Annotated in this window: 15 protein-coding genes; 9 read left to right on the top strand and 6 right to left on the bottom strand. The window is 61.9% G+C overall.

Going from position 1 to position 17913, the window contains the following annotated elements; genetic code table 11:
- The first annotated feature begins 73 nt into the window (after positions 1-73).
- Positions 74-1747 (top strand): FAD-dependent oxidoreductase, encoded by a 1674-nt coding sequence (locus ACOOHD_RS17270; protein WP_420459122.1) that lies wholly within the window; start codon positions 74-76, stop codon positions 1745-1747.
- 180 nt (positions 1748-1927) lie between these two features.
- On the opposite strand, the gene ACOOHD_RS17265 is transcribed toward ACOOHD_RS17270, so the two are convergent.
- Positions 1928-2173, bottom strand: a complete 246-nt coding sequence (locus ACOOHD_RS17265; protein ID WP_420459121.1) for a hypothetical protein — start codon at positions 2171-2173, stop codon at positions 1928-1930.
- A 96-nt stretch (positions 2174-2269) separates the two neighbouring features.
- On the opposite strand from ACOOHD_RS17265, the gene ACOOHD_RS17260 reads away from it, so the two are divergent.
- A complete protein-coding gene (locus ACOOHD_RS17260; protein ID WP_420459120.1) occupies positions 2270-3478 on the top strand; it encodes an alpha/beta fold hydrolase in 1209 nt (402 codons plus the stop codon).
- A 9-nt stretch (positions 3479-3487) separates the two neighbouring features.
- Here the strand turns inward: ACOOHD_RS17260 and ACOOHD_RS17255 are convergent, their stop codons facing one another.
- From ACOOHD_RS17255 to ACOOHD_RS17245, 3 genes are all read right to left on the bottom strand, one after another.
- On the bottom strand, positions 3488-3973 hold the full coding sequence (locus ACOOHD_RS17255) for a DUF892 family protein (RefSeq protein ID WP_420459119.1): 486 nt from the start codon (positions 3971-3973) through the stop codon (positions 3488-3490).
- 122 nt (positions 3974-4095) lie between these two features.
- Complete coding sequence (locus ACOOHD_RS17250; protein ID WP_420459118.1) at positions 4096-4596, bottom strand: DUF892 family protein; 501 nt, start codon at positions 4594-4596, stop codon at positions 4096-4098.
- 116 nt (positions 4597-4712) lie between these two features.
- Positions 4713-6461: a glycoside hydrolase family 9 protein gene (locus tag ACOOHD_RS17245; protein WP_420459117.1), complete on the bottom strand. Its 1749-nt coding sequence runs from the start codon at positions 6459-6461 to the stop codon at positions 4713-4715.
- A gap of 122 nt (positions 6462-6583) precedes the next feature.
- Here ACOOHD_RS17245 and ACOOHD_RS17240 point away from each other — a divergent pair, with 122 nt between their 5' ends.
- Positions 6584-7984: a sulfatase-like hydrolase/transferase gene (locus tag ACOOHD_RS17240; RefSeq protein WP_420459116.1), complete on the top strand. Its 1401-nt coding sequence runs from the start codon at positions 6584-6586 to the stop codon at positions 7982-7984.
- Here ACOOHD_RS17240 and ACOOHD_RS17235 read toward each other — a convergent pair.
- Positions 7981-9288 carry a hypothetical protein gene (locus ACOOHD_RS17235; RefSeq protein ID WP_420459115.1) on the bottom strand — a complete coding sequence of 436 codons (1308 nt, stop codon included), beginning with the start codon at positions 9286-9288 and terminating at the stop codon, positions 7981-7983. The two genes, ACOOHD_RS17240 and ACOOHD_RS17235, sit on opposite strands and share 4 nt — an antisense overlap.
- A 126-nt stretch (positions 9289-9414) precedes the next feature.
- On the opposite strand from ACOOHD_RS17235, the gene ACOOHD_RS17230 reads away from it, so the two are divergent.
- Genes ACOOHD_RS17230 through ACOOHD_RS17205 form a run of 6 tightly spaced genes read left to right on the top strand, consistent with a single transcriptional unit; the run spans position 9415 to position 14447 of the window.
- Positions 9415-9987 carry an RNA polymerase sigma factor gene (locus ACOOHD_RS17230; protein ID WP_420459114.1) on the top strand — a complete coding sequence of 191 codons (573 nt, stop codon included), beginning with the start codon at positions 9415-9417 and terminating at the stop codon, positions 9985-9987.
- On the top strand, positions 9984-11261 hold the full coding sequence (locus tag ACOOHD_RS17225; protein ID WP_420459113.1) for a hypothetical protein: 1278 nt from the start codon (positions 9984-9986) through the stop codon (positions 11259-11261). Before ACOOHD_RS17230 ends, ACOOHD_RS17225 begins: the two co-directional genes overlap by 4 nt.
- 31 nt (positions 11262-11292) lie before the next feature.
- Entirely contained in the window at positions 11293-12462 is a 1170-nt protein-coding gene (locus ACOOHD_RS17220) for a methylmalonyl-CoA mutase family protein (RefSeq protein ID WP_420459112.1), read from the top strand.
- A gap of 22 nt (positions 12463-12484) precedes the next feature.
- Positions 12485-13519, top strand: a complete 1035-nt coding sequence (locus ACOOHD_RS17215; protein ID WP_420459111.1) for an aldose epimerase family protein — start codon at positions 12485-12487, stop codon at positions 13517-13519.
- A gap of 21 nt (positions 13520-13540) precedes the next feature.
- Positions 13541-13867: a hypothetical protein gene (locus tag ACOOHD_RS17210; protein WP_420459110.1), complete on the top strand. Its 327-nt coding sequence runs from the start codon at positions 13541-13543 to the stop codon at positions 13865-13867.
- Complete coding sequence (locus tag ACOOHD_RS17205; protein WP_420459109.1) at positions 13749-14447, top strand: TIGR04283 family arsenosugar biosynthesis glycosyltransferase; 699 nt, start codon at positions 13749-13751, stop codon at positions 14445-14447. Before ACOOHD_RS17210 ends, ACOOHD_RS17205 begins: the two co-directional genes overlap by 119 nt.
- Here ACOOHD_RS17205 and treS read toward each other — a convergent pair.
- A complete protein-coding gene (gene treS / locus ACOOHD_RS17200) occupies positions 14444-17734 on the bottom strand; it encodes a maltose alpha-D-glucosyltransferase (RefSeq protein WP_420459108.1) in 3291 nt (1096 codons plus the stop codon). The two genes, ACOOHD_RS17205 and treS, sit on opposite strands and share 4 nt — an antisense overlap.
- Positions 17735-17913: the final 179 nt, after the last annotated feature.

Genomic DNA, 17913 nt, shown 5'->3' with positions numbered 1-17913 from the left:
CTGCGCCTCAGGCCGCCTGTAACACCTACCCCACCCGCCTACCGAACTACCTACTACCGAACTACCCACTCCCATGGCCAGAGACCGCAAACCCATCATCCTCTCCGTCGACGACGACCAGCAGGTGCTGCGCTCGCTCAAGCGTGACCTGCGCAATCAGTATAAGGACGACTACCGCATCATCAGCACCGACAGCGCGCGGGAGGCCCTGGAGGCCGTGCAGGAGCTGAAGAAAAAGGGGGAGGTCGTAGCTCTGTACCTTTCCGACCAGCGAATGCCAGAGATGTTGGGGGTAGATTTTCTAGAAAAGGCGAAGCCTTACTTTCCACTCGCCAAACGCGTGCTGCTCACCGCCTACAGCGATACTGACGCCGCCATCAAGGCCATCAACGACGTACAGCTCGACTACTACCTGATGAAGCCCTGGGACCCGCCGGAGGAGCAGCTCTTCCCGGTACTGGACGAGCTGCTCGAGGACTGGAAACTCGGCTACCGCCCCGAGTTTCAGGGCATCCGGGTGGTGGGCTACCAGTACTCCCCCAAATCGCACAACATCAAGGACTGGATGGCTGCCAACCTATTACCCTACCGGTGGGTGGACGCGCGGAGCCCCCAGGGTGAGGAGGTGATGCAGTTATACACCTGCGGGGTAAAGGATCTGCCCCTGGTCATCTTCGAGGACGGCACTAGCCTAGCCGATCCCAAGCTGGACGCCATCGCCGAAAAGCTAGGCATGAGCGCTACGGCCAGTGAGGACCTGTACGACGTAATCATCATCGGTTCCGGCCCCTCGGGGATGGCCGCGGCGGTGTACGGTGGCTCCGAGGGCCTGCACACCCTAGTGGTCGAAAAGCGAGCGCCGGGCGGACAGGCCGGCAGCAGCAGTCGCATCGAGAACTACCTGGGCTTTCCCAGTGGCCTATCTGGCTCGGAGCTGACGCGGCGGGCGATGGCCCAAACCCTGCGCTTCGGGGTGGAGGTGGTAAGCCCCCGTGAGGTCACCCACATCAAGATCCAGGACGACTACAAAATCCTCACCCTCGATGACGACAGCCAGGTGAAGACCAAATCGGTTATCCTCACCACCGGGGTGGAGTACCGCAAGTTGCCCGCCGAGGGCGCCGACAAATTCAACGGGGCCGGCGTGTACTACGGCGCGGCGATGACCGAGGCCAAGGGCTGCGAGAACCAGAACGTCTTCATCGTAGGTGGCGGCAACAGTGCCGGACAGGGCGCGGTATACCTCTCTAAATTCGCCAGCCACGTCACCATCCTGGTGCGCAAGCCCGACCTCACGAGCAGTATGTCGAGCTACCTCATCGACCAGATCGACGCCATCGACAACATCACGGTACAGGGCTTCCGGGAGGTGGTCAAGGTGTGCGGCGACGACGACCACGTACAGCGCCTGGTGCTCAAGAACATTGAAGACGAGAGCACCTACGAGGTCGAAGCTGACGCCCTGTTCATCTTCATCGGTGCCCGCCCCCGTACCGAATGGCTCGAGAGCGGACAGATCATGACCGACAAACGCGGCTTCATCATTACCGGTCCCGACCTGCTAGCCACGGCCGAGCGCCGCAAGGGCTGGCCGCTGGAGCGCAATCCCTTCCTCCTGGAAACGTGCCAGCCAGGCATCTTCGCCGCCGGTGACGTGCGAAGTGGGGCAATGAACCGGGTGGCGAGCGCGGTGGGGGAGGGGGCTATGGCGATTAAGTTCGTGCATGCTTATTTGGCGGAGCATTAGGAGTAGACCATCGCTGCGCGGTGGGTAGACTCCTCGCTTACGCGTTCGGAGGTAGACCGCTAAAGCGGGTAGAGCTACCGCATGTCATGCCTGCGAGACGAGTCTAACCCGAAGGGTCTATCCGCAACGCGGTCTACCCCCGAACGCGCCAGCGAGGGGTCTACCCTGGCAAAGCCAGGTCTACTTATTCGCGGCTTCGTAAATAGCATAGACCGCCAGCAACACCTTCAGCAGCAGACTCACGAACTCCAGCCATGGCTTCTTGGCGGCAAGTTTGTTGGTCTTCTCCGTGGGAGTGAGGGGGTAGGTGACGATGACCACGATCATGTCGCGGAGGCGATCGCGTTCGGGGGGATGTGGTACTTTACCGGGGGCGTCGGTTTGGGAATCGGATTTAGCCGGGGAGGGGGTGTTGGATTCAGACATGTCATGAGTTTTGGCTAGGTGATTTCCCCAGGTGGCGTTACAAATTTAGGGGATGGGGAGCAGTTCAACAAACAATTTGTTTTAAATTAAACCGGTTTGAGCACAGCAAAAGTTTCCTTTCCGAATGCCTCCGGTGCACAGCTTTCGGCCCTGCTGGAGCTACCCGTAGACCGCCACGCCCACGCCTTTGCCCTATTTGCTCACTGCTTTACCTGCGGCTCGAACCTGATGGCCTCGCGCAACATCAGTCGGGAACTGAATATGGTGGGCATCGGGGTGCTTCGCTTCGACTTTACGGGAATTGGGGAGAGCGAGGGCGACTTTGTGAATACCACCTTTACCACCAATATTTCCGATTTGGTAGCTGCGGCCGAATGGTTGGGGCAGCATCACCAGGCTCCGGCACTGGTGGTGGGGCACAGCCTGGGGGGTGCCGCCGTGCTGTGTGCGGCTAATCAACTGCCCTCGGTAAAGGCGGTGGTGACCATTGGGGCGCCCTTTGCACCGGATCACATCTCGCGGCACTTCGCCGAAAAGCTCGAGCAGATCGCGGAGTCCGGGCGGGCGACGGTCAATATTGGGGGGCGGCCTTTTCAGATTGCTAAGCAGTTCGTGGACGACCTGGGGGGCCACGAGTTAGATAAAAATATTCGAAAACTGGCGGCGGGGCTACTGATTCTACACTCGCCGCAGGACAAGACCGTCTCCATCGACGAGGCAGCCAAACTGTATACCTCCGCCCGGCACCCGAAGAGCTTCGTGAGTCTGGACGGGGCAGACCACCTGCTGTCGGACAACGCCGACAGCCACTACGCCGGGCAGGTCATTGCGGGCTGGTCGAGCCGCTACCTTCCGCAGCCGGAGGGCGGATCGCTGGAGAGCGACCACAAAGTAGCCGTACGCCTGGGGCGGGAGGGGTACACGACGGAGGTGATGGTACGCCAACATCACCTGACGGCCGATGAGCCGGAGAGCGTGGGGGGTAATGATTTTGGTCCCGGGCCCTACGAACTGGTAAGTGCTGGACTCGGTGCCTGTACGGCCATGACCATACAGATGTATGCGCGGCGTAAAGGGTGGGTGGTGGAGGAAGTGCAGGTGCACCTTAATCACAGTAAGGATTATGCCGCCGACATGGAAGCCTCCGACGAGCGGCCCACCAAGATCGACCACTTCGAGCGGGTGGTGATCCTTCGGGGGCAACTAAATGACGAACAGCGGCAGCGACTCCTGGAGATCGCTGACCGCTGTCCGGTGCACCGTACGCTGCACGAGACGGTGCAGGTAACTACAGTATTGGGGTGATGTCCGCCGCTAGCCGTGTGATTCGATGATCTCCAGGGCAATGTCGGTATGCTTCTTATCTGACTGCTCGGCTTCCTTGCGGCACTTCTCCATGTCCTGGGAGGTCTGGCTTAGTCCGGCGCGCTTGGCGTAAGCGTCCATGGTGCCGAAGGCGGCGATCCAGTAGTGGAGGGCGAGTTGGCCGGACTCGATGATGGCCAGGTCGCGGGAGTAGTCGTCCTCGTACTTAGTGATGACTGATTTGCTCACGTCGTAGAGCGCCTCGATGATGCGATTACCGGGTTCGCTGCTGCCGCCGGCCTCCTGGAGGGCTCGGTCGACGCGCTGTCGCCACTGCTCGGCGGTCTTGTTGCCTTCCTCCAGGGCGGCCTTTAGTTTTTCGTTGGTAGCGGCATGGTTAATCTCCGCGGTTGCTTCTTTGGCAATTTTGCCGCCGGCCTGCATGGAGGCGAGGCTTTCCTGGATGAGGTAGGTGAGTTGGTCGTTGTTGGCCATGGTAATGGATTTTTGAATGCTTGTGCTGTCACTACTCGAAAACTGCCGGCTTTGTTGTAAAAAAAACCGGCCCACCCCCGGGTTGGGAGTGGGCCGGTACGGTCAGTACTTTACCCTGCAGGCTAGGCAGAGGCCATCTGCTGCTGTTGCATGATCTGCATGGCGATCTCCGTATACTTCTCGTCGGCCTGCTTGGCCTCGCTGACGCAGGATTTCATTTCCTGGGCGGCTTGATCCATACCGGCCTGCTTACAGTAGGCCTCCATGGTGCCAAAGGCACCAATCCAGTAGTGCAGAATCAACTGCCCATTGGCAATGATGCCCAGGTCACGCACGCGGTCGTTCGGGGCCTCCTGGCGGATCTGCTTACCGACCCGGTCCATGGCCTGCATGATCTCGTTCTCCCGTTCCTGCTGGCTTCCCCCGCCGACCTGTTCTAGGGCACGATCGACGCGCTGCTGCCACTGCTTGGAGGTTTCGGTGCCCTTGCGCAGTATCTCTCTGAGCTGCTCGTCACTGGCATCGTTCTGAACCTCGCTGGCGGATTCGGCGGCGGTTTTGCTACCCGACTTCATGGCCGAGAGTCCTTGCTTGATGAGTTGATTTAATTGGTCGCTATCCATAATAATGGGTGTTTTATCGGTTAATAATTGTTCTGCTATTACAGCAAAAACCAAATACTGTTCAATAAATACACAACTTTGGGAACATACTGTTATGCTCCTACTGCATAGTTCGTTCACTTTGCGGCACCAACGTGCTCCAAATAGCCGGTTAGGTAGGTAAAGGGCGCGTTCCAGTTCAGGCAGATCTCATTGCTGGCAAAGCTCGGCTCCTGATCGGCCCAGCTCTGCATCGGGGCCGCCCCCGCTTCGTAAGTGGTGTACTGCTTATCCTGCTGCTTACTGTTGGGGCCACCGGAGAGCAGGCCGGGTACGGGAGCGGCGATACCGTCGGCGATACTGGGCCGGTGGTGGATGTTCATCGGCGCGCGGTCGCCGTAGCCGGTGAGGTAGCAGACGTTGTTGGGGTTGTTGCCTAGCACGTAATCGACGCTGCTGCGCATGGCCGCTACGTAGTCGGCCTTAGGTTCCTGGCGGTGGGCGGCGGCTAGGAGCATGGCGGCGTTGAGGACGTCGGAGTTACTTCCCCACTCGAACTGGGTAATGGGTTGGCGGTACGGATTTTGGTTTACGTCCATCACTAGGCTATCGGCCAGGGTGATCACGAGCTGCTGGAGCTCCTGGTGCATCTCCTGCGGCACGCGGTCGGGGAAGCGTAAGAGGGTGTAAGCGGCAAGGTTGCCCATGTAGCCGGTCCAGCTTTCTCCGGCGTTGAAGCGCACACGGGGTGGGCGGGCCCGTAGCTCGTTGTAGTACTCCTGCTCACCGGTGGCGGCGAAGAGTTCGGCGGCGGCCCAGGTACGTTCGTCGTCGGCGTTATCGTCCCCGTATTCGCCGGTGTGCACATCATCGGGATTGCGGAACACGGCATTCGCATTGGCGGTACCCCAGGCGTAGGCACGGCGGGCGGCGGCAAGCAGGCGGTCGGCGTAGGCGGCATCCAGGGGGCGGTACACGCGGGATGCCTGGGCCGTGGCGGCGGCAAAGTCCAGCGTCGCGGTGGTACTCTTCCCTACGATGTACCGCTGGCTGGTCGCTTCGTTCGGCATGACCATTCCCTCGAAGTTCAGGGTGGTAAGCTTGTGGAACAGTCCGCCGTCAGCGTCCTGCATGGTGAGCATCCAGTCCAGCTCGTACCGCATCTCGTCGAGGTAGTCGCTCTGCCCGTTGCCGCTTTCGGGGATGTTGAGGCTACCGTCGGGGGCGGGGTCGCCCACGTCTTCGTACAGGGCCAAGTACTGCCCCATGGGGAAGGCTCCGTTGACGATGTATTTGTTGTAGTCTCCGGCATCGTACCAGCCGCCGGGACTGCTCATGCTTCCCCCGCCGTGACCGCTGGAGGGATGGTACCGCACCTCCGTATCCGGGTGGCCGGCGGCGCGGGCGTACTCGCCGGCGTACTGCTCCGGTAGGGCCTGGCTGGCGCGCTGGTAGTACAATCCGCGTAACGAGCCGATAAAGGGGGCGTGTAGCGCGTCTTCCGCCACGTGCACTACCCCGGAATACCCCACTCCCGGCACGTAGATGCGGTAGTCGCCCACGGGCAGGGGATCGGCCAGGGTCGGTTGGGCCAGTACACCGGCCAGTGCGGTCCAGTCCTGCCGCTGTCCGAGGTAGCCCTCCCGCACCAGGCTATCGCCGGCCAGGTTGGTGATCTGGTAGCTGGAGTCCGGCCGGTCGAGCGCGCTGGTCCCGGTCGCCGCCACCGTAAACTGAATGGCCTGATCGGGATAGTAGCCTACCTGGTTGAGTTGGATGTCCGGTGTAGCCTCACCGGTAAAGCCGGGTAGGGCGGGCGACTCTGTTTGGCAAGCTAGCAGGTGCAGGGTAAGTAGAACGAGTAGGATGAACTCCGGTAGGCGCATCGGTGAGATTTGGGGAAAGATAAGATTTGGTGGTTTAGCCCGCAGCCCGGCAAGGATGCCGGGAGCCAATGCCGTGCCGGGAGCCAACGTGATACCAGAAGCCAGTGCATTACCTTACCACTATGTACCGCCTTCTCGCAATACTCGCAGCTACGTGTCTCGTAAGCGCTTGCACCTCCTCAACGTCCCCCGCACCTGTTTCGACTAAGTCGGGACCCCCAGCCCCCAACATTCTGCTCGTATTCACCGATGATATGGGCTACTCCGACATCGGGGCCTACGGCGGCACCCATGTCACCACCCCCGCGCTCGACCGCCTAGCCGCGGAGGGGGTACGCTTCACCGACTTCCGGGTCGCCCAGGCCGTGTGTACCGCTAGCCGCGCTGCCCTACTGACGGGCTGCTACCCTAACCGGCTGGGACTGCGTGGTGCCCTGATGCCCGGCGTGGAGGACGGTCTGCAACCGGAGGAAACTACCCTGGCCGAGCTGCTGCGCGACCGGGGCTACCGTACCGCCATGGTCGGCAAGTGGCATCTGGGGGACCATAGCCCCTTCCTGCCGACCGAGCAGGGTTTCGATAGCTACCTAGGTATCCCGTATAGCCACGATATGTGGGGCGGGCACCCGGATCCGAGAATGGCGCGGTTGTTTCCAGCGCGGGTACCGCTGCTACGCGGCACGGAGGTGGTCGATAGCTTAGGTGACTTCACGACCCTCAACCGGATGTACAATGAGGAGGCACTGCGCATCGTGGAGGCGCACGATACCACTACCGGGCCCCTGTTTCTTTACCTAGCCCACTCCCTGCCCCACGTGCCGCTGTACGAGGATAGTAGCTACCTGCGCCCCACCGGACAGGGGCTGTACGCCGACGTGATCGCCGAGATCGATGCCGGGGTGGGTGAGCTGCGCAGAGCGCTCGCCAAGAAGGGCATGGCCGAAAATACCCTCATCATCTTTGCCAGCGATAACGGCCCCTGGCTCAGCTACGGGGAGCACGCCGGGCGCACACCCTTCCGGGAGGGTAAGGCGACCAGCTTCGGCGGCGGGGTGCGGGTACCGCTCATCACCTACTGGCCGGGGCACACCGCGACTGGTAAAGTGAGCGCGACCAACCTGATGAGTATCGACCTGCTGCCCAGCTTGGCCGCCCTAGTCGGTGCCCCACTCCCCGACCGCACCCTCGACGGCCACGACCGACTCAGCGACCTTCTCGGCCAGACCGCCGGCGACGCCCCCACCCCCTATGCCGTATACTGGATCGACGATTTGGAGGCGGTGGTAAGCGCCGATGGGCGGTATAAGCTGCACTTCCCCCATGCCTACCGTAGCATCGCGGGCGAACCCCTGGCTATGGGGGGCTATCCGGTGAACTACCACCAGGATTCCATCGGGTTTTCGCTGTTCGATCTGCGGGCCGATCCGGGGGAGACGACGGACGTGGCGGCGGAGCATCCGGGGCTGGTGGAGGAGTTGCGGGCCTTTGCCGGCGAGGTAGCGCGGAGTATCAACGAACGCTAATCTAGGTGCAGCCCCCACAGAAAATGATCGAAGGTCACCGCCTGCACCACCGCCCCAAATACGATGAGGGCGTAGCCCAGCCAGGGCCAGCGAAAGTAGTAGTACAGCCAGTAGGCCAGCAGCGCCGCGGTGACTACCAGTAGCTCCTCGTACTCCGGCTGATTCCAGAGGTAGTCCAGGGCCACGGTAAACCAGAGCAGGTGGGTAGCTACGGCCAGACCCAGCAGGGCCCAGGGCGAGCGCAGCCGCTGCCGGAAGAGGTACACCAAGAAGACCAGCATGAACGGATTGGGCTGCAGGTAGCGGTTGATGCCTACCAGGTAGGTCGCATTGCGCTCGCCCGGCGACCACCAGAACCACGTGGGGTTGAAGAATACGATGCTCACCACACACATGCAGAGATAAATGATGGCCACCAGCTCGATGGGTCGCAGCGTAGGCCGCAGCCGGTCGCGCCACAGCCACTGCACGAGGTACCGCAGGCCGATGACCGAGACCAGGCCCCCGATCCACAGGCTCATCCGTGTGGTACGGATGATCCACCGCGGCTTGTTGACGCCCATGGGCAGTACCGGCAGAGCGAACTTGCGTCCCCACACCTCAGTCTGCAGCTTGTAGTAAGCGAAAGGATCGCCTACCTGCACGTACTGGATCACCGCCACGATCGCTACGGAAAGCCCCAGCGGCAGCAAGCACCAAAGTAGAATACGCCGGATACTGGGCCAGGAAAATACCTCCGCTTTGGGCCTGGTCATCCACACCATGCCCACCAGGGCCGGCACCAGGAAGATGAAACTGGCCCGGGTCAGGCCGGCCAGCAGGAGGGAGGTAAAAATGAGCCAGCCGTTCTTGCGCACCAGTCCGTACAGCAGCAGGGTGGTAAGGGCGAAGTAGAGCGCCTCCGTGAGCGGCGTCCACACAAAGAACAAAAAGGGCAGCGACATGAACAGCCCCAGCACGATGGGCTTAGGCCGCAGTAACCGGCACAGAAATCCGAGGCTTACCAGATAGAGCAGACCGTTGGCAATGCAGATACCAGCAATGCCCAGTCCTGACCAGCGCCACACGTAGGGAAAGAGCGGGAAAAAACCTGCCGTGCTAGGATTTCCCGGATTGTAGCCGTAGCCATTATCCCGAATGCCCAGGTAGAAGTTGGCATCGAAGCGCAGCAGTCGCGCCTCTACCGGTAGCACCCGCACGCTCCCCTCCCAGTACAGCACCGCCGCGCAGCCCACGAACAGCAGCAGGTAGGCCAGCATCAGCAGTGGATAGTTCGGACGGGAGGTAGACGCGCTCGTAGACACACTCAAATGTACGAGCCCCCTTCTACCCGTGCAGCGGTCTACCTCCCCACAGGGGAGTCTACCCGGCGACAGCCATTCTACGCGCGCCAGGTAAAAGTGGCCTGGGCCACTTTTACCTGGCGCGCAGTGTCTACCTTTAAACCCCAGCCCCCAATGCTGAGCATGAAGGAAAAAGAAATGATCGAGGGTGCCCTACGTGACGACGAGCGCTGCCAGCGCGCACTCTTCGACCGCTACGCCCCCCTGCTCATGGGCGTCTGCCAGCGCTACTGCCGCACCCAGGCCGAGGCCGAGGACGTGCTACAGGACACCTTCGTACGCCTATTCGCCAAGCTGCCGAAGTACGGCTTCCAGGGCTCCTTTGCCGGCTGGGCCCGCCGCCTGTGCGTCAACGTGGCCCTCAAGACCTACCAGCGCAAACGCTTCAGCATGGAGCAGACCGGCCTGGACAATACCCCCGAGCGCGGCGGTGCCCCCACGGCCTACGCTGACCTGGGTGAGCAGGAACTGCTACAGCTCATCCAGGCCCTGCCCGACGGCTACCGCATCGTCTTCAACCTCTACGCCATCGAGGGCTATAGCCACAAGGAGATCGGCGAACGGCTCGGTATCCAGGAGGCCAGCTCCCGCTCCCAACTGCTCAAGGCCCGCAAGGTGCTGCAGCAACAAATCGCCCACCGCCAACGCATCGCAATATGAGTGAGCTCGACCAACTGTTCCGCGACGGCCTCGGCAACCGCAAGCCCGAGGTGCCGGCCGATCTGTGGAAAAAAATTAAGGCCAACAGAGCCACCATCCCCGAGGGAGACGCCCTCGACCAACTCTTCGCCACCACCCTGGCCAACCGGCAGGCTGCCGTACCCCGGGGCATGTGGGCGCGTATTGTCGCTGCCCATAAATCCGCTGCCCTACGCCGGTACGCTGCTATGGCCCTGCTCCTATTGCTTACCCTTGCCGGCGGCAGCTACCTGATGTATGACAGCCTCACCACTCCACTAACTGACAACGAGCCGGGTGCGCCGCAGGTGCAAGCTAGTGGAACGGCAGCCGTCGTACCACCCGCCCGCCCCAACCAGGATCGTACTGGCTTGTCCGGTGCCATCGATCTACGCGGAACCTTCGACGCTACAGCCGCAGTCTCCGCTCCCGTAAAGGCATCCCCTTCAGTCAGTACGGAGAAGTCAGTAACCAGCATACCCGCCAGGGCGGAGTTCGAGCCGCAGCAGCTAGCCACCGGCTCGGTGGCCACCCTGCCCCCTACGCCCCTGCTCCTTTCCCCCTTACCGTTCGATCTAGGACCAATAAGCGCGACCGCTGCGGGAGGCTTCCGTGCCAGCGGCCGCCACCGTCTGCAGGGAGAACTCGTCCTGGGCGCCGCCTATGCTCACCAGCGGTTCGGACTGCAGGCGCAGGGCGCGCAGGCACAGCGCGAGCTGCGGGAGGTAAGCGAATTCCCCGAGGTCAGCTACCAGCTCAGCGCCCGCCTGCGCTACCGCCTAGGGGGCTCCTGGCGCCTGGTTACCGGTCTGACCTATACCGAGCTGCGCAACCAGTTCGAATACGAGTCCATGCTCCAGGGCAACAACCGGCTGCTGCGCAGCAACAACCGCCTCCGCCTCCTGGAGGTACCGCTACTGGCCAGCTACGAACTACCCGGCCGTCGCCTACGGGTGAGTATCAATGCCGGTCCGCTGCTGCACTACACCGCCGGCGTAAGCGGTCACTACCTCGACCCCGCCTCCGCCCGGCCCCGCGAGCTGGCTACCGCAGAGCAGTACCGCCGTCAGCTCGGCCTGGGTTGGACCACCTCGCTGACGACCACCTACCCCATCGGTAAGCAGCGCAGCCTGGAGCTCCTGGTGGAACCCTTCTTCAAGCAGTATACCGGCTCGTTCACCGCCCCGGATGCCGCCCTTTCGGAGCACTACTGGATGGGCGGCCTACAGCTGGGCCTGCGCAAGCAACTGCGGTAGGCCGTACCTTGCGCGCTATTAACCGCCGCCCATGCCCGCTGCCGATCTCGCCCGCGCCCCCTTCCCCGACTACGACAAGGCCGACTGGCTGCAACGGGCCAGCAAGGAACTGAAGGGCCGCGACCTAGATACCCTCGACTGGGAAATCAACGAGCGCATCCGCTTGGCCCCGTTCTACACCCGCCCGGAAGTAGTGGCCCTGCCCCCGCTAGACCGACCGGCCGGCTGGCAAGTAGGGGCCTACATTGACTCCGGCAGCAATGAAGAAGTTAACGCCTCCGCCCTGCACGCCCTTAACCAGGGAGCCGAGGCGCTGCTGTTTCGGCTCTTTCGTCGGCCCAGCGCGGAGGAGGTAGGAGAATTGCTTCAGGACATCCGGCTCGACTTCATCTCCCTGCACTGTGCCCTCCGCTACCCGGGCCAGGACCCGGCCGAGCTCTTCCGTGACTTAGTGAAGTACCTACGGCGGGAGGGCTACGACCTGGCAACCATCCACGGATCGGTCGACTTCGACCCCCTCCTCGACTGGAGCGAGCCGCCCTTCCCCCCGCTGATTCGCCTGCTGGGCTTCGTGCACCAGTGGATGCCACAATTCCGGGTGCTACAGGTCAACGCCGCCGGCTTTAATAACGGGCCCTCGCTGGCGGATGCCGAACTGGCCTTGGCCCTGGCCAAGGGAGCTGAATACCTGCAGCAGATGCGCGAGCGCGGCGCGGAGCCCCCCGTCGTCAACCAGCACCTCCAATTCGCCTTTACGGTGGGAAGTTCCTACTACGTAGACATTGCCAAGTTGCGGGCCTTCCGTATCCTCTGGGCCAATGTGCTTAAAGGCTTCGGAATCGAGGATGCCCCCCCGGTACTTATCGCTGCTCACTCCGATGTAGCTACCCTATCCGCCGACCGGGACCAGAACCTGCTGTACCTGACCACGCAGGCGCTCTCGGCCGTCACCGGGGGGGCGGATCAGCTCTTCCTCGCCCCGGCCGACGGTGGCGATACCCCGCCCACTCCGCTAGGCCACCGCCTGGCCATCAATATCCAGCACCTGCTCAAGTTGGAGGCGGGCCTCAATCAATACGCCGACCCCGCCGCCGGCTCCTATTACCTCGATACCCTCACCGCCCAGCTTGTCGATGCGGCCTGGGACCGCTTCCGTACCATCGAGGCGCAGGGGGGCTTTGCCGAGGCTACCGATTTCTGAGCACACCCCTATTTTACCCAATATGCCCACCGCCACCCAAGCCCCCTGGGGCGACACTCCCGCCGGCCCCGTCGAACGCCACACCCTCACCAATGACCGGGGAAATACCCTGAACGTGCTCAACTACGGAGCCACCGTCCAGAGCATCCGCATCGACGGTCAGGAAATGGTGCTGGGCTATACGAGTATTGCCGGCTACCTCGGTAAGTACCCTTACTACGGGGCGCTCGTGGGCCGCTACGGCAACCGCATCGCCGGCGCCCGCTTCACGCTCGACGGCACCACCTACCCCCTCGACGCCAATGAGAATGGAAATCAATTGCACGGCGGTAGCGTAGGCTTTAACCGCAAGCTTTGGCAGGTAGAACCCTCGACCACGGAAGACGCAGCTATTCTCACCCTAAGCTACACCAGTCCCGACGGCGAAATGGGCTTTCCCGGCACCCTGGCCGTCACCTGCACCTACACCTGGACCAACGACGATGCCCTGCACATTCAGTACACGGCTACCACCGACCGGGACACTATCGTCAACCTGACTAACCACAGTTACTTCAGTATCGGCGGTGGGGGCGGATCGGTACTTGACCAGGTCTTGTATCTCGACGCCGACCGTTATACCCCGGTGGATCGGGAGCAGATACCTACGGGGGAAAATGAAGAGGTTACCGCCACCCCCTTCGATTTTCGTACGCCCAAGGCCGTAGGGCAGGACATCGCCGCCGATCACCCCCAAATTCAACTGGCTCGAGGCTACGATCATAACTTTGTCATCAACGGTCACGACGGCAGCCTGCGGGAGTTCGCCTTACTGACCGATCCGGCCTCGGGCCGTAAGCTGCGGTGCTGGACCACCAAACCGGGGGTGCAGTTGTTTACCACCAACTTTCAGCCCGGGGAGTTTACCGTGGGCGACGGTGCACCAATCGAGCCCCACACCGGCATCTGTCTGGAGACCCAGCACTTCCCGGACTCCCCCAACCAACCGAATTTTGCCACCCCCGCGCTCAAAGTGGGCGATACCTACAACACTACGACGGTGTATCGCTTTGAGTAGCTAATCACTCCACCCCCGCGTATGACCCGCGACCTCAAACACGTCATCATCTACGGCGCCTTCGGCCTGCTCCTGGGTGCCAAGATCGTTGAGGTACTGCTGACCCGCACTGACACCAGCCTCATGGACTGGTGGCTGCTGGTCATCGGCGTCGTCGCGGCCGTGATTCACTACCTACCCACTGCCAAACCCGACCCTGCGGATGAGCCCGAAGACACCCTGGTGCTCCGTGATCCTACCCACCTTAAACGAAGCCGATCACCTGAGCGCGACCCTGCGGCGGCTACGGCAACTGGCGGGGGGGGAGAGCCTGAGCGGCAGGAAGACGCGGGGGGGGGATTCGTATGAAATCATCGTGGTGGATGGGGGCAGCAGCGATGGTACTCAGGACATTGCCCGTAGCTCGGGGGTGCGCCTAGTATGTTGCACCCGCGGCCGCGCCCGGCAGATGAATGAGGGGGCCCGCCACGCCCGCGGCGAGAGCCTTTATTTTTTGCACGCCGATACGCTGCCGCCGCTGGACTGGCTGGAGCGGTTGCGCCGCCACGGTCCCCTACCCTGCTGTTTTAGCCTCCGCTTCGCGGGGCAGGCACGGAGGCCATTACTGCGACTATACGCCTCCTTTACACGCTACGATCTGCCGGCTTTTCGCTTCGGGGACCAATCGCTGTGGGTGCTGCGCGAGGACTTTCGGGCCGTGGGGGGGTTCCCTGACTGGCAACTACTGGAGGACAACGAGCTGGTACGCCGGCTACGGCGGTACCGGGGGTTCATAGTGCTAGACGGGCACGTGACGACCTCGCCGCGCAAGTACCTACGCTACGGGCTGGTACGCACGCAGACAGTCTACGTAATCCTATACGTACTGTACCGACTCGGGGCCGGGCAAACTCGCTTGAGCAAGGTGTATCGGCGACTGTTGGGCTAGTTGTCTTTCAATAGTTCCAGGAGGCCGCGTAGGGGGACACTGACCTGCTGGGAACGATAGTTCAGGTCGTAGCGGAGCTCCTGTAGGGCCTTTTCGATACGGAAGATGTCGAGCAGTACCTCCAGGTCGCGCTCGTCGGCGGGTAGCAGACGGGTACCGGTGGTGGCCTTACGGTAGGCGGTCAGGTACTCGGCGGACAGGTAGCGGTCGGCGGTGCGCAGCCAGTCGGCCAGGGCACCACGGGTGCTCTGCTTGAGGCCCGGAATATCCTCCTCATAGACCATGCCGGCGGCGTAGCTGATGGAGCGCATCATGTTGGCCAGGTCCTTGGCGGGGCTACGGCGCAGGCGGCGCTGGCTGTAGCTGCGGTCAGGGTCACCGTCGAAATTGGTGATCATGAACTTATCGTTGCTCAGGATGAGCTGCTCCAGGGTAAAGTCGCCGTGGATGCGAATCTTATCGGACTCGATCTTATGGTCATAGATTCGCTTGAGCTTTTCGTGTAGGGCCTCCTCCTGGTCCATGAACTGCTGGGCGAGCTCGGCGGCCTCGTCTTCTAGCTCTCCGTTGGTGCGTTTGATCAGGTCGATGGTGGCGCGCACGTCGCCCTTCAGTCCGGCATAGACACTGCGCTGATAGTGTAGGCTGAGCGCCTCGGGTTGAAAGCCGCTTTCGGTCACCCCGGAGAGCACCGTGTGGTAGGCGGCGGTGGCCCGGCCGAGCTCGGCTAGCTTAATAACGAAGCTGGGGCCGAGGATGTCCTGGATCACCTCCGGCATCAGGCGGTACACGATCGTATCGGTAACGTGGACCTGTTCGGGGTGGGCCTCGCCGGTCTCGGCGTCGTTCTGTAGCCGGGCGATGATCTCCTCGGCGAAACGGCGCAGGTTATTGAGCACGTACTCCCAGGCGTTGCCCTCATTGGGGCGGCGCTCCTCGAAGATGGCCAGGGTGGCGTTGAGGCGCTGGGTGGGGGTGAAGTGCAGGGTGCCGAGCACGTTGGGGGCCGAGGCGTAGCCCCGGCGGTTGAGCATCTGCTTGACCTCCAGATCGGGTACGTCGTTGGCATCTACTCGGCGGTAGTACTTGATGTTGTAGTCGCTGCTCTGCAGCATCATGTACTCGGTGCCGGAGTGGACCAGATTAGCCTCCTGGCGGCTGGCGTTGGCCATAGTTTCGCGGGCCAGGAAACGGAAGTCTTTCATCTCGCCGTACTCCTGTAGGCCGTGGATGAGGCCACGGCGGTAGTCCTCATCGTAGAGGGCATCGAGCAGGACCACCTTACGCTCGCCGTTGTCGATGATGGCCAGTACCTCCTCGCGGGTGGCGTAGTCGACGTCCTCACGGTAGTTGTGGAAGGCTAGGGGCAGTTGCAGTAGTTCGGGTAGTCCCTCCAGGAAGGTCACCTCCAGCAGCATCCAGCCGAAGTGGCGGTCGCCACCGGTCTGCATGCGGTGATCGTAGATTCTCACCTGGTCGAGCTGATCGGCGCGGGCACCGAGCCAGGGGACGCTGCGTAGGTAGTTGGGTAGTACGGTCTGCTCCAGGGCGCGCAAGTTGGACTTGCTGAAGAAGTCCGCTAGTTTTTCGGTGCGCAGCGTGGGCCGGCCGAGCTCGCGATTGTCGACGGCGGGGCCCGCCGTGGCCTCGATCTCCAGCCAGTAATAGCCGTGGCCGCTGAGGGTAACTTGGTAGGGATCGCGGCCGATGTCGTTGAAGTAGGTCCGCCCGAAGGCCTCGCGGACCTTACCCCCCGCGTATTTACTCAAGTCCAAACTGACGCTCTGGGGGTGGCGGCTTAGATTTACGATCACGACCACGCGCTCGTCCTCGTACTCGCGCACGAAGGCTAGGATGCGGCCGTTGTCGGGCCTGAGCCACTTGATCGTACCACGGCCGAATACTTGAAAGGCCTTACGCTTGGCCAGTAGTTTCTTGGTCCAGTTGAGTAGGCTGTTGGGATTCTGCTGCTGGCGGCGCACATTGACCCAGCGGTAGCTGTATTCCGTATCGCGGATCACGGGCAGGTAGAGGCTGTGGGGATTGGCCTCGGAAAAGCCGGCGTTCTCGTTGTTGTTCCACTGCATGGGGGTGCGCACGCCGTCGCGGTCACCGAGGTAGTAGTTGTCGCCCATGCCGATCTCGTCGCCGTAGTACAGCACCGGCGTCCCCGGCAGACTCATCAGCAGCACGTTCAGCAGCTCGATCTTGCCGCGGTCGTTGTCCATCAGCGGGGCCAGGCGGCGGCGGATGCCCAGGTTGATGCGGGCGGTGCGGTCCGAGGCGTAGACGTTATACATGAAGTCGCGCTCCTCGTCGGTGACCATCTCCAGGGTCAGCTCGTCGTGATTTCTGAGGAAGGTGGCCCACTGGCAGTTTTTGGGGATGGCCGGCGTCTGGTCGAAGATGTCGGTGATCGGGTGGCGATCCTCCATCTTGATGCTCATGTACATGCGCGGCATGAGCGGGAAGTGGTAGTTCATGTGGCACTCGTCGCCGTCGCCGAAGTAGCTGGCCGACTCCTCGGGCCACATATTGGCCTCGGCCAGGAAGAGCACGTTATCGTAGTTATCGTCGACGTGCTTACGCAGGCGCTTGAGGAACTGGTGGGTTTCGGGCAGGTTCTCGCCGTTGGTACCCTCGCGCTCGAAGAGGTAGGGGATGGCGTCGAGCCGGAAGCCATCGATACCCATGCTCATCCAGTAGTCGAGCACCTTGAAGATCTCCTGCTGTACGTCCTCGCTATCGTAGTTCAGGTCCGGCTGGTGGTGAAAGAAGCGGTGCCAGTAGTACTGCTTGGCCACGGGGTCCCAGGTCCAGTTGCTGGTCTCGGTATCGGTGAAGATGATGCGTACGTCGGGGTACTTCTCGTCGGTATCGCTCCAGACATAGTAGTTGCGTTCGGGGCTATCCTTGGGGGCGCGGCGGGCCCGCTGGAACCACGCGTGCTGGTCGGAGGTATGATTGATGACCAGCTCGGTAATCACCTGCAGGTTGCGGGCGTGGGCGGCGTCGAGGAAGCGCTTGAAATCTTCGATGTTGCCGTAGGGCTTACTGACGTCGTAGTAGTCGCTGATGTCGTAGCCGTCGTCGCGCAGGGGGCTGGGGTAGAAGGGCAGCGTCCAGATGGCGGTCACGCCGAGCTCTTCGAGGTAGTCGAGTTTTTGCTCCAGGCCGGCGAAGTCACCGATGCCGTCGCCGTTGGCGTCGAAAAATCCTTTGATGTTGAGTTCGTAGATGATTGCGTCCTTGTACCAGAGGGGCTCGCGGCGGTAGGTGGTCGTCATGAGGGGTAGTGCGTGGGGATAGAAGGGCGGAAGGTAGGAAGAGTTATTGGGTTGTTGGGTTTTGGGGTTGTTGCGTTGGTGGGGATGCTCGCTTCGCTCGTAGGGGTAGGACCTCGAAGGGTTCGTTGGAGCATGCGTCAGCAGGGGGAGGGGCCCCTGATGTAAGCCTTTGAACCTTT

The organism is Neolewinella sp. (genome assembly GCF_965214665.1).
Classification (GTDB): domain Bacteria; phylum Bacteroidota; class Bacteroidia; order Chitinophagales; family Saprospiraceae; genus Neolewinella.
The sequence above is the reverse complement of the archived record's forward strand: the minus strand, read 5'-3'. Positions and strand labels throughout refer to the sequence as shown.